Below are 12,378 nucleotides of genomic sequence, written 5' to 3'. Positions count from 1 at the left end.
TCATGCATTTCGAAAAGACCAAAGACGGCTTCGCGCTCACCATCTGCAATCGCACCATACTTTCCCATTCCCCCGAAAATCCGGCCTTCTTCGCCGGTTTCGGCAAGGAGCGAATGGATATGTATCGCGGCAATTTCGATATCGAGGACTACCTGATCGAACGAACCGCACTGCGCCATGCCGAGGTCAGCGGCGAGAGCATCACGCTCTCATCCGCGCCGGGACAGACACCGCGCCTTCGCCTGACGCTCGATGGCAGCGCGATGCGGCTAACGGCGCTGGATGACACCGTCAACCGCCTATGGCTGCGCGTCGTTGCGGAAACGGATGAGCACGTCTGGGGCGGCGGCGAGCAGATGTCCTATTTCGACATGCGCGGTCGCCGCTTTCCGCTGTGGACCTCCGAGCCGGGGGTCGGCCGCGACAAGACCACCGAGATCACCTTCAAGTCCGATGTCAGCGGCAAGGCGGGCGGTGATTATTACAATACCAACTACCCGCAGCCGACTTACCTGTCGTCGCGCAGATACGCCCTCCATGTGGAAACAAGCGCCTATTCGGTCTTCGATTTCCGCAACGGCGATTTCCACGAGATCGAAATCTGGGCCATACCCGAAAAGATCGAATTCTTCGCCGGCGATCATTTCACCGATATCGTTTCCGCCCTGTCGCTGCGGTTCGGACGCCAGCCGGAACTGCCGGAGTGGGTCTATAACGGTGCGATCATCGGGTTAAAGGACGGCGTCAACTCCTTTGCGCGACTGGAGAAAATCCGCGCGGCCGGAACGAAGGTGTCCGGCCTCTGGTGCGAAGACTGGGTGGGTCTTCGCCAGACATCCTTCGGCGCGCGCCTCTTCTGGGACTGGCAGGCGAATGACACGCGTTATCCGCATCTGCGCCAGAAGATCGCCGAGCTTTCCGATCAGGGCATCCGCTTTCTGGGTTATGTGAACCCCTATCTGTGTGTCGATGGCCCGCTGTTCCCGGTGGCCGAAAAAGCCGGTTATTTCGCCACTGACGCCGAGGGCAAGACGGCGCTGGTGGATTTCGGCGAGTTCGATTGCGGCGTGGTCGATTTCACCAATCCGGCCGCCGCCGACTGGTTTGCCGAGGAAATCATCGGCAAGAACATGCTCGATTTCGGCCTCTCCGGCTGGATGGCCGATTTCGGCGAATATCTGCCGATCGACATTACCCTTTCCAACGGCGTCGACGCCAAGCTGATGCACAATGCCTGGCCAACGCTCTGGGCCGAGGTCAACGCCAAGGCCGTCGAAAGTCGCGGCAAGACCGGGGAAGCGCTGTTCTTCATGCGCGCCGGCTTCACCGGTGTGCAGGCCCATTGCCCGCTGATCTGGGGCGGCGACCAGTCTGTCGACTTCTCCCGTCACGACGGTCTGGTCACCGTCATCTGCGGGGCGCTCTCCTCCGGCCTCATGGGCAATGCCTATCACCATTCCGATATTGGCGGTTACACCAGCCTGTTCGGCAATGTCAGAACGGCAGAACTCATCATGCGCTGGACGGAAATGGCCGCCTTCACGCCGGTCATGCGTACCCATGAGGGCAACCGGCCGCGCGACAATCTCCAGATCGATCAGGATGAGGTGGTTCTTGCCCATTTCGCCCGCATGACATCCATCTATGTCGCGCTGGCCCCCTATCTGAAATCGCTCTCGGCGGAAGCGGCCAGGACGGGACTGCCGGTGCAGCGTCCGCTCTTTCTTCACTACGAGAATGACCGGCGGACCTATACCATTCAGGACTGCTATCTCTACGGGGCGGACATGCTCGTCGCACCGGTCTGGAAAGCGGGCGAAACGCAACGCTCGCTCTATCTTCCGGGCGACGGTGAATGGGTGCACCTGTGGAGCGGCGCGCAGTATCCCGGCGGACAGGACGTCACCGTCGAAGCGCCGCTGGGCGAGCCGGCGGTGTTTTATCGTGCAGATAGCAGCCATCGGCCGCTGTTTGAACAGCTTCGCACCATCAACTGAACGATAGCCGAGTTCGCCCCTGCCATCACCCCGTCAGGCGGGGTGATGTGATGGCCTTTTTGAAAAGGGCGGTCATCGCCTCGCTTATGCCCTGTGACGGGCTGACCTCGAAGAACAGGCCCGGCGAAGCGCATTGCTGCATGCGTGCACCGATTTCCGGCTGAAATGGCGCGATCCAGCTATTGTACCAGCCATTGGTCGGCAGCGGCAGATAGGTGGTATAAAGCACGGCGATGCGGAAGCCTTTTTCCTTCAGCTTCGTGCAATATTTGATATCGATCGGCTCCTGACAGCGGCCGCTGGTCGTTTTTTTGGTACAGGAGGATGGCTTGTAGCTGTCGCCGACGCCGTCTGACACGAAGAAGACGATCTTTTCCGGGCTCGCCGAACTCGCACCGGTGCCCGAAGAGCCGATCCTGTCTCCAATCTGGGTCAGTGCCCGGTCAAAATCGGTCTGCTGGTCGTTGTTGAAACCCTGCTTGGGGATCGACATCAGGTCGACTTCCGCGGCTTTCTTCTTCGCGGTCGCCAGATCAGATGTCAACGACACGACTTCGAGCAGCTTCGTATCTTCCGCTTTCTCTCCGAAGGAGTAAACCGCCATACGATATTGATTGCTGCTTTTGCGCATGGACTTCGCCGTATCCATCAGGCTTGCCGTGGCCTGCGCCACCACATTGATGCGCGTTGTGACCCCGAGGCTTTTGGCTTTGTAGTAATAGCTGTTCTTATCCACCACCCCGTCTTTCACGATGTGACAGGCGAAAGCACATTTGTCGCTCGTATTCGCAACCATCTTAGCAACGTCGGTTGGCGTCGCGCCAACCCCCATCGAGGGGGTGTTATCCAGAAGGACATAGAAGTCGCTGAATGTTTCCGTCTCGTATTTGGCCGTCGCCTTGCCCGAAATGGTGATGAGATCCTCTCCGAGTATCCGTGAAAGCGTGGTGCCGACGGATGCCTTGAAGCTGACCGAGGATTCGATGGCGTTACCGTGTTTGATCACCGACACATCAAGAGACAGGAGTTTATAATCGGGATTGGCCCGCTCATTGCTTTCAAAGAATGCGGAGGCTTCGCTGCTGCCAAGCGAAATGACACCGTCGCCCGACATTTCCTTTGCCTTCTGAACGCTCGCCGACGTATCGGCAACCACAGCAAGCGCCGCGGCATCCGCCGCCATCTGCAGGTCCGATTTGACGGCCATGCCATGCGTCACATCGAGTGCCACGCCGGCCGCCCCAATCAGCGGCACCATCAACAGGGCGCTGAGAATGCCGAAATTTCCCGATTTATCCTGCCAGATGTTCTTCAAATTCGCCCCCGGAACTTTTCCCCGGAGCGAAAATTAGCCGAACAATATTGAAAGGCAGTTTCAAGAGATAACTAATTTTCGATAAATCTAATTTCCTTAATAACTAATACGCCAATGGGAGATGCGCACCAGCGCAGGCCCGTTCAGGCATTCACGATCACGCCTGACGACGGATCGCCGGCGGGACGTTGACATTTATGAAACTTGACCTAAAAAACAAACTCTTCCGAGGGGAGCACCGAACGGTGCTGAGATGGCGATGAGCCGGACCCTTGAACCTGATCCGGGTCATGCCGGCGTAGGAACGGAACTGCCGCGCCAGGAGGCGCTGCCCTTTCTCTTCTCCGCTTTGCCTGATCTCCGAGATTGTCATATCTGGAGACGAATGATGATGCTGAACCCTTCCGCCCTTCGCACACGGTGCGTCTGCGTCTGAGGTCCGGCTCATGCGTGCCACCCATGCGCTGAACGGTGTCGGTCTTCTGCTGGTTTTCTGGCAGGCGGGAACGTGGCTGTTTTCACCGCCCCGCTACATCCTGCCATCGCCCGCCGATGTTGCCGGCGCTTTCTGGCGCCAGCCGGGCTTCCTGTTCGGGCAGGCGCTGATAACGCTCGGTGAAATGGCGCTCGGGCTTGCGGCGGGCATCACCGCCGGTATTCTCGTCGCTTTCACCATTGCCGCCATCCCGCGCCTCGGCCGCCTCGTCTGGCCCATGGTTCTGGTGTTGCAGGCCTTTCCGGTCTTCGTGCTCGCCCCCATCCTCGTCCTCTGGTTCGGTTTCGGCATGGCTTCGAAAGTAGTGATGACGGCGATCATCATCTTCTTCCCCGTTGCCTCCGCTTTCACGGATGGCCTCAACCGCACCGATCGCGCCATCCTCGACGCCGCCTCGCTGACTGAGGCGAGCCACTGGCAGATCCTCACCCGGTTGCGCGTGCCGCTGGCATTGCCATCGTTGATTTCGGGCTTGAGGGTCGCGGCGCCGCTTGCCCCGCTCGGCGCCGTCATCGGCGAATGGGTGGGCGCTTCGGCGGGGCTTGGGTTCGTGATGATCCAGTCCAATGCCCGCATGCAGACCGACACCATGTTCGCCGCCATGGCCATTCTCGCCATCATGGCGGTGCTGCTGCGGCTCATTGTCGACCGGGCGACCGCCAATCTGGCCCCCTGGGCCAAGGAAACAGAACACACCATTCCTTTCAGATCTTTACGGAGACTTTCGGCACCATGAAACGAACTCTTCTTTCCCTCGTCGTCGCGGCAGCAAGCGTGCTTTCACCCATGCAATCGCATGCGGCAGACAAGCTGACCGTGTTGCTCGAATGGTTCGTGAACCCCGATCATGCGCCGATGGTGATCGCCAGGGAACGCGGCCTGTTTGCCGATGCGGGGCTAGAGGTGGAACTGGTTCCGCCCGCAGACCCCTCCGCCGTGCCGCGTCTCGTCTCGGCCAAACAGGCCGATATAGGCGTGCACTACCAGCCGAACCTCTATCTCGATCACGATGCCGGCCTGCCGCTCGTGCGTTTCGGCACGCTGGTCGAAACCCCGCTCAACACCGTCACCGTTCTGGCCGATGGGCCGATCAAGAGCCTGAAGGACCTGAAGGGCAAGAAGGTCGGCTTTTCCGTTTCCGGCTTCGAGGATGCCATGCTGAAGCGCATGCTGGAAAAGGACGGCCTGACGAAGGATGATGTCGAACTCATCAACGTCAACTTCTCGCTCTCGCCGTCGCTGATCGCCGGCAAGGTGGACGCCACGCTTGGCGGCTTCCGCAATTTCGAGCTGACGCAGATGAAGCTCGAGGGACATGAAGGCCGCTCTTTCTTCCCGGAGGAACACGGCGTGCCGGCCTATGACGAGCTGATCTTCGTCACGCACCGCGATCTCGCAAAAGACAACCGCCTGCCGCGTTTCCTCTCCGCCGTTGAACAGGCCGCTATCTTCATTACCAACCATCCGCAGGAATCCTGGCAGCTTTTCATCAAGGCCTATCCGAACCTTGACGATGCGCTGAACAAGCAGGCCTTCTTCGACACGCTGCCGCGTTTCGCCAAACGCCCAGCCGCGCTCGACCGCGCGCGCTACGCCCGTTTCGGCGCTTTCATGCAGGAAATGCAACTGATCAAGCAGGCGCCGGCGGCGGACGACATCGCCGTGGAGCTGCAGCAGCCATGACGACGACTTTTCCGACAGCGGCAAAGGCCGCCGAGATTCTGGAGCGCGTGCGGCAGACGCGCCCGCGCGTGCATTGCCTGATGAACACGGTGGTGCAGAAATTCACCGCAGACGGCATCACCGTGGTCGGCGGCATCCCCTCCATGACCACCTCGCTCGAGGAAATCGAGAGTTTTGTCACCAAGGCGGATGCGCTGACCGTCAATCTCGGCACGCTGGACGCCGAGCGGCGAAAGGTCATCCGGCTGGCGATCAAAATCGCCAATGCATCCGGCAAGCCATGGATCGTCGACCCCGTGCATTGCGATTATTCCCCGTCGCGGCTGGAATTCGCGCGCGAACTGATTGCACTTTCCCCCACCGTCGTACGCGGCAACCGCGCCGAAATGAGCCTGATCGGCGATGTGCCGGATGCTGTGCGGATTGAGACCGGGCCGGTCGATCATCTGCGCGATGCCGCCCGCAGCGTCAGGATCGTCAACGGTCATCCGTGGATGGCGAAGGTGACGGGAACGGGGTGCCTTTCGGGCGGCGTCATCGCCGCCTTCATGGCTGTCGAAAAAGACGCGCTGACGGCGGCGGCCTCCGCCCTTGCCGTCACCGGCGTTTCCGCCGAACTTGCGGCCAAGCACGCCAGAGGCCCCGGCAGCTTCGAACCGGCATTTTTGGATGCGCTTTCCGAAATTTCCGGTGAAGACATCACAAATCACGCAAGGATAGAGCATGAACAAGGTTGATTACCGCCTCAACGCGCTGGTCGATGCGAGCCTTGGCGATGTCGCGCCGCTGCCGGAGCTTGCTCTCGCCGCTGCGCTGAATGGCGCGACCATTCTGCAATATCGCGACAAGCACGGCTCGACGCGCGAGATGATCGAAAACGCCCGCGCCATTCACGAGGCTATCGCCGGCACAGGCGTGCCGCTGGTCATCAACGACCGGGTGGATGTGGCCCTCGCCTCGGGCGCGGATGGCGTGCATCTCGGCGTCGATGACATGGACGCCAAAACCGCAAGGCGCATTCTCGGCGAAAAGGCGATCATCGGCCTTACCGTCAAGAACCGGTCCGATGCCGAACGGGCAGCTTCCATGCCCGCCGACTATGCCTGTATTGGTGGCGTGTTCGAAACCGTTTCCAAGATCAATCCGGACAAGCCGGTCGGTATCGACGGTTTTACCACGCTGCGCGCCCTTCTGAAGGAGTGGAAACCGGATATGCCGGTCGGCGCTATCGCCGGCATCGATCTTGTCCGCGTGCCACCCGTCATTGCCGCCGGTGCGGATGGTGTCGCGGTCATTTCCGCCATTTTCCGCGCGGGCGATATTGCCAGTGCGACCAAGGACTTCCGCTCCAAGATTGACGCGGCGCTGAAAGCGAGACAGCCATGACAGCCATTGCATTGACCATTGCCGGCTCCGACAGCGGCGGCGGCGCGGGTATTCAGGCGGATATCAAGACCTTCTCCGCGCTCGGCGCCTACGCCGCCAGCGTCATCACCGCCATCACCGCCCAGAACACCAAAGGCGTAACGGCGGTTGAGGATATTTCGGTCGCCACCATTATCGCGCAAATGGATGCGGTATTCTCCGATCTCGCCGTCAATGCGGTGAAGATCGGCATGGTCTCGCGGATTGAAACCATCGCCGCCATCGCGGAACGGCTCCGGCGGCAATCGCAGCCGGTGGTGCTGGACCCGGTCATGGTAGCGACCTCGGGTGACAGGCTGCTGCATGAAGACGCCATCGAGACATTGCGGCGCGATTTGCTGCCGCTCGCAACCATCGTTACGCCGAACCTGCCGGAAGCGGCGCTGCTGACCGGGTCTTCGATGGCGAAAACGGAGACGGAGATCGCTCGCCAGGCCGAGGCGATCCTGAAGGCGGGCGCAAAAGCCGTGCTCATCAAGGGCGGCCATGGTGATGGGCCTGAGAGTACGGATTATCTGTTTGCGGATGGCGCCATGCAGGCGCTTTCCGCGCCACGGGTGGAGACGAAGAACGACCATGGCACCGGCTGCACATTGGCTGCGGCGATTACGGCTCATCTTGCAAAGGGTCGTGAGTTGCGGGAGGCGGTGGAGCTTGCGAAGGAGTATCTGAATGGGGCGCTGGATGCCGGGTGGGGTCTTGCTGTTGGGCATGGGCGGGGGCCGGTGCATCATTTTTATCGGTGGTGGGGTTAGCGATGAGAGGGCGGAGTGTGGGCTTACCCCCCTCTGTCCTGCCGGACATTTCCCCCTCAAGGGGGGAGATCGACAAGTGGCTTGCCCACCGCATTGAGTAAGCCACTGTATCGATAGCAAGGCAGTTGCGAGGGAACGAGCGGGCGCTCCATCCGATCTCCCCCCTTGAGGGGGAGATGTCCGGCAGGACAGAGGGGGGTGGCCGCGAGCTCCGACGCTACCGCGCCTTCGGCGTCGCCAACACATTCCGGATCGCAAAACTCGAATGAATGCGCGAAACCCCAGGCAACTTCGACAGAATTTCCTTGTGAATCCGCTCGAAATCCCCAGCACTTTCCGCCTCGCAGCGCAGGAAATAATCCGAACCGCCCGTCATCAGATAACATTCGCGGATTTCCGGATAGCGCCGCACCGCATTTTCGAAACGGTTGAGAAAATCCTCCGTCTGGCGGTCGAGGGTGATCTGGACGATAACCGAAATCACCTCGCCGCCGGCAAGGCCGCTGGTCAGCGCCGTATATCCGCGGATAATCCCTTCCCGCTCGAGAATATCGACCCGGCGAAGGCAGGCGGATGCGGAAAGCCCGACTTCTGCTGCCAGTTTCGCATTGCTGATGCGGGCATTGAGCCGAAGCAGGCGGATAATGTGGCGGTCGGTCGCATCGAGTGACGACATAGAAGATTCCAATCAGCAAAAGAAAATTGCGCCATCGCGAATTCTATCGCATTTTCTTCGAACAATCGCCAAGAAATTCGACAATCGTTGCAATACCTTCATGGGATAAAAATGAGGGTGAACGACCATGGACATGCAGATCAGCCGCCAGCAGGCCGCCGGTGGTGCAAGCGGTCATCTGACCATCGATCTCGGCGCATTGCGCGACAATTATCTGACCCTTGCGGCCATGGCGCCCGCATCGCAGACGGCAGCGGTCGTCAAGGCCGATGCATATGGTCTCGGCGCGGATATCGTCTCGCAGGTCCTGTTGGAGGCGGGCTGCCGCAATTTCTTCGTCGCCCATATCGATGAAGCGCTGGCGTTGCGACTGCGGCTTTCGGCAGAAGCGCGGATTTTCGTCCTTAACGGTCTTCAGCCCGGCAATGAGACCTCTTGCGCCGCTATGGCCATCACCCCGGTCCTGAATTCGCTGGAGCAGATCGCCCAATGGTCGGCCCACGCCAAAAAGCTTGGCAAGACGCTCACCGCCGCCGTGCAGATCGATACCGGCATGTGCCGTCTCGGCCTCTCTCCCGAAGAGCTTGAAATCCTAGCCTCCCGGCCGCAATTGCTGGATGGTATCGACATCGCCTTTGTCATGAGCCACCTCGCCTGCGCCGACGAACCGGAGCATGCCTCCAATGCCGCGCAGCTTGCGGTGATGCGCAGAGCCGCCATTGCCTTTCCTGCAGCGCCCGTCTGCTTTTCGAATTCCGGCGGCATCTTTCTGGGCAATGATTACCACAGCCACCTGCTGCGGCCCGGCATCGCGCTTTATGGCGGCGCGCCCTCCGTTGCACGCCCCAACCCGATGAAGCCGGTCGTTCGCCTTGATCTCGCCGTCATTCAGACCCGCACCGTTCCCGCCGGTTCACTGGTCGGTTACGGCGGCTCGTTCGAAGCGGCCGGGCCGACGCGTCTGGCAACCATCGCCGCCGGTTACGCTGACGGCCTGCCGCGTTCGCTCAGCAATCGTGGCGCGGCGTGGTATAACGGCGTGCGTCTGCCGATTGCGGGACGCGTTTCCATGGACAGCATCATTCTCGACATATCCGCCCTGCCCGAAGGAACATTGACCCAGGGCGGCCTTGTGCAGATGATCGGTCCGGACCAGACGCTGGAAGACATCGCCGAGGATGCGGGCACGATCGCCTATGAAATCCTGACCGGCCTCGGACGCCGCTATCGACGCCTTTATATTCAGCCGGGAGAAACCCCGGCAGCCGCTTCAACATCAGTCAATCACAAGTGAGACGATCATGAACGTCACTATCCTCGGAGCCGGCGTTGTCGGCGTGACATCCGCCTGGTATCTGGCCAAAGCCGGACACAAGGTGACGGTGATCGACCGCCAGCCGGCCGCAGCGCTCGAAACCAGCTTCGCCAATGCCGGCGAGGTTTCGCCCGGCTATTCCTCGCCCTGGGCTGCCCCCGGCATTCCGGTGAAGGCGATGAAATGGCTGTTCATGAAACATGCGCCGCTGATCATTCGCCCGACGGCCGATCCGGCGGCCTGGCGCTGGATGAGCCAGATGCTGCGCAACTGCACCTCGGCGCGTTACGCCATCAACAAGAGCCGCATGGTGCGCGTTGCCGAATATAGCCGCGATTGTCTGATGGCGCTGCGCGAAGAGACCGGCATCGAATATGACCAGCGCATGCAGGGCACGCTGGAGGTGTTCCGCACCCAGAAGCAGTTCGACGCCATCGGCAAGGATGTCGACGTGCTGACGGCGGGCGGCGTGCCTTTCGAGATTCTCGACCGCGACGGCTGCGCCGCCATCGAACCCGGTCTTTCCCCTTCGAAGGAGAAGATCGTCGGCGGCCTGCGCCTGCCCGGCGACGAGACCGGCGATTGCTTCATGTTCACGACAGAACTTGCCCGCATGGCCGAAGCGGCGGGCGTTACCTTCCTTTACGATACCGGCATCATGCGCCCCATCGTCGAGGCAGGGCGCGTCAAGGCTGTGGAGACCACCCGCGGGCTGGTGGAGGCCGATATTTTCGTGGCGGCACTGGGCAGCTATTCGCCGCAGTTCGTGCGCCAGCTTGGCCTTACCCTGCCGGTTTACCCGGTCAAGGGTTACTCCATCACAGTTCCGATCGTAAATGAGGAGCGCGCGCCCGTTTCCACGGTCATGGACGAGACGTTCAAGGTGGCGATTACCCGCCTCGGCTCACGCATCCGTGCCGGCGGCATGGCGGAAATCGCCGGTTTCAGCAAGGATTTGCCAGCGGCCCGGCAGGAAACGCTGGCCCACTCGGTGGAAGACCTGTTCGGCGGCGCGGGCGACCAGACCCAGGCGAAATTCTGGTGCGGCCTGCGTCCGATGACGCCGGACGGCACGCCTGTCATCGGCGCCACCCGCTACAGCAATCTATATCTCAACACCGGCCACGGCACGCTTGGCTGGACCATGTCCTGCGGCTCCGCCCGGGTGCTTGCCGATCTCATCAGCGGCAACAAGCCGGAGATCGACACGCACGATCTGGCGATCAGCCGTTACGCCGCCTGACGCGCAATCAACCCGCCATTCCCGTCCCGCGACGGGGATGGCGGTCAATCAGAGCGCCAGCGCATCCTTCAGCGCCAGACCTTCCATCATGCGCAGGTCTAGATCGGCTTCGATGTGGTCGAGATGCTGCAACATCAGCGCACGCGCCTTTGCCGTATCTTTCGCCTCAAGCGCGTCCAGGAGATCGGCGTGATCATTGTGGCCGCAGCTTGAAACACCCGAGCGCCCGTAAAGCGCAATGACCAGCGACGAGCGGGCGACCAGCTCGTCCATGAATTTTTCCAGAATGGCGTTGCCGGCAAGCGAGGCCAGCATCAGGTGGAAATCGCCCGATGCCTTGATTTCCGCGCGTCTGGCGCTCGGGCCGCGCTCATGCTGGTGGCGGCTTTCCTGCACCAGATGCTCACGCAGCCGCTTCACCGCCGCAGGCGTGATTTTTTCGATCGCGGCATCCACGACGCCGGGTTCGATCAACCGTCGCGACGCGAACACCTGCCGCGCTTCATCCGGCGTTGGATTGGAGACGAAGGCGCCCCGGTTGCGCTCGGCCTTCACCAGCCCCTCATAGGCCAGCATCTGAAGTGCGGCGCGCACCACCGTGCGGCTGACATCGAACAGCGTTCCCACTTCCGATTCCGACAGTTTGGTTCCCGGCGCCAGCCGCCGGTCGACAATGGCGTCACGCAGCGTATCGCGAATGGCCTTGGCACGGTCTTCATGCGAGGTGTCGGAATTGACGGTTATCTGGGAAAGGCTCATCGGTGCGTCCTGTTTGTTCTTGAGTTCTAGCGCGAAGTGCGTCGCGCGCAAACAGGAATTGCGGGCCGCCGCCGGTCTGCCACAATTCATTCAGCGCCCGTTCAGCAGCCGGGCTGTATTTCCTTAACCATCGAATTTGCAACTGGCAGCGCCCTGCCACCTGTATGGAAGAACACACCATGTCGTCCTTTGCAGCTAAAACCGTTCTGGCCGTCGCCGTCGCCGCCGCCACCATTGTTCCCTTGAGCAGCGCATCCGCTGGCGACTGGGACCGCCGCGACCGTCGCGATGCCGCCATTCTCGGTGGCGTGCTCGGCCTTGCCGCCGGTGTCGCCGTGGGCTCCGCAATGTCGCGTCCGGCGCCAGCTTACGAAGAGCGCGTCTATGTCGACGAGCCGAGCTATATCGATGAAGAGCCGGATTACCGTTATTATCGCGCAGCACCCCAGCCGGTTTACCGCCCGGCACCCGTCTATCGCGCCCAGCCGGTTTACGACAGCCGCCCGGTCTACAACCAGCGCCGCACCTATCGCACCATCGAGCCCTGGACCAACGCCTGGTACGATTATTGCTCGCAGCGTTACCGGAGCTTCAACACTCGCACCGGCACCTATACGGATTATGACGGCCAGCGCCATTTCTGCGTAGCAGGTTGATCGGGAAGACCTTCAACACGGTTACTACCGTTATTGTCAGGCCGCAGATGGAAACGTC

Annotated in this window: 12 protein-coding genes and 1 riboswitch; of the genes, 9 read left to right on the top strand and 3 right to left on the bottom strand. The window is 61.0% G+C overall.

The features are described 5' to 3' along the window. The first annotated feature begins 2 nt into the window (after window positions 1-2). Complete coding sequence (locus tag PH605_RS07140) at window positions 3-1,997, top strand: alpha-glucosidase (RefSeq protein ID WP_142844611.1); 1,995 nt, start codon at window positions 3-5, stop codon at window positions 1,995-1,997. Between the two features lie 25 nt (window positions 1,998-2,022). Here PH605_RS07140 and PH605_RS07135 read toward each other — a convergent pair whose 3' ends face one another. After that, window positions 2,023-3,312 (bottom strand): pilus assembly protein TadG-related protein, encoded by a 1,290-nt coding sequence (locus PH605_RS07135; RefSeq protein WP_080857262.1) that lies wholly within the window; start codon window positions 3,310-3,312, stop codon window positions 2,023-2,025. A gap of 219 nt (window positions 3,313-3,531) precedes the next feature. Beyond that, window positions 3,532-3,634: riboswitch (TPP riboswitch) on the top strand. A 124-nt stretch (window positions 3,635-3,758) separates the two neighbouring features. On the opposite strand from PH605_RS07135, the gene PH605_RS07130 reads away from it, so the two are divergent. Genes PH605_RS07130 through thiD form a run of 5 tightly spaced genes read left to right on the top strand, consistent with a single transcriptional unit; the run spans window position 3,759 to window position 7,671 of the window. Further along, window positions 3,759-4,544, top strand: a complete 786-nt coding sequence (locus PH605_RS07130; protein WP_065655614.1) for an ABC transporter permease — start codon at window positions 3,759-3,761, stop codon at window positions 4,542-4,544. Then, window positions 4,541-5,491, top strand: a complete 951-nt coding sequence (locus PH605_RS07125) for an ABC transporter substrate-binding protein (protein ID WP_161987809.1) — start codon at window positions 4,541-4,543, stop codon at window positions 5,489-5,491. Before PH605_RS07130 ends, PH605_RS07125 begins: the two co-directional genes overlap by 4 nt. Next, a complete protein-coding gene (locus PH605_RS07120; protein WP_078052558.1) occupies window positions 5,488-6,228 on the top strand; it encodes a hydroxyethylthiazole kinase in 741 nt (246 codons plus the stop codon). Before PH605_RS07125 ends, PH605_RS07120 begins: the two co-directional genes overlap by 4 nt. Then, on the top strand, window positions 6,215-6,877 hold the full coding sequence (gene thiE, locus PH605_RS07115; RefSeq protein WP_078052557.1) for a thiamine phosphate synthase: 663 nt from the start codon (window positions 6,215-6,217) through the stop codon (window positions 6,875-6,877). The genes PH605_RS07120 and thiE overlap by 14 nt, the downstream gene beginning before the upstream one ends. Continuing rightward, on the top strand, window positions 6,874-7,671 hold the full coding sequence (gene thiD / locus PH605_RS07110) for a bifunctional hydroxymethylpyrimidine kinase/phosphomethylpyrimidine kinase (protein ID WP_142844612.1): 798 nt from the start codon (window positions 6,874-6,876) through the stop codon (window positions 7,669-7,671). The genes thiE and thiD overlap by 4 nt, the downstream gene beginning before the upstream one ends. A 217-nt stretch (window positions 7,672-7,888) precedes the next feature. Here the strand turns inward: thiD and PH605_RS07105 are convergent, their stop codons facing one another. Beyond that, a complete protein-coding gene (locus PH605_RS07105; RefSeq protein WP_003500727.1) occupies window positions 7,889-8,347 on the bottom strand; it encodes an Lrp/AsnC family transcriptional regulator in 459 nt (152 codons plus the stop codon). A 127-nt stretch (window positions 8,348-8,474) separates the two neighbouring features. Here PH605_RS07105 and alr point away from each other — a divergent pair, with 127 nt between their 5' ends. Together alr and PH605_RS07095 are read left to right on the top strand one after the other, a co-directional pair. Then, window positions 8,475-9,641 (top strand): alanine racemase, encoded by a 1,167-nt coding sequence (gene alr / locus PH605_RS07100; protein ID WP_142844613.1) that lies wholly within the window; start codon window positions 8,475-8,477, stop codon window positions 9,639-9,641. 7 nt (window positions 9,642-9,648) lie between these two features. Next, window positions 9,649-10,905, top strand: coding sequence for a D-amino acid dehydrogenase (locus PH605_RS07095; RefSeq protein WP_142844614.1), 1,257 nt, complete (start codon window positions 9,649-9,651; stop codon window positions 10,903-10,905). Between the two features lie 48 nt (window positions 10,906-10,953). Here the strand turns inward: PH605_RS07095 and PH605_RS07090 are convergent, their stop codons facing one another. After that, window positions 10,954-11,664, bottom strand: coding sequence for a GntR family transcriptional regulator (locus tag PH605_RS07090; RefSeq protein WP_142844615.1), 711 nt, complete (start codon window positions 11,662-11,664; stop codon window positions 10,954-10,956). A 179-nt stretch (window positions 11,665-11,843) separates the two neighbouring features. Between PH605_RS07090 and PH605_RS07085 the strand changes: the two genes are divergently transcribed. After that, entirely contained in the window at window positions 11,844-12,320 is a 477-nt protein-coding gene (locus PH605_RS07085) for a BA14K family protein (RefSeq protein ID WP_078052553.1), read from the top strand. Window positions 12,321-12,378: the final 58 nt, after the last annotated feature.

The organism is Agrobacterium sp. CFBP 3001 (assembly GCF_027871605.1).
Taxonomy (GTDB): Bacteria; Pseudomonadota; Alphaproteobacteria; order Rhizobiales; family Rhizobiaceae; genus Agrobacterium; species Agrobacterium leguminum.
The sequence above is the reverse complement of the archived record's forward strand: the minus strand, read 5'-3'. Positions and strand labels throughout refer to the sequence as shown.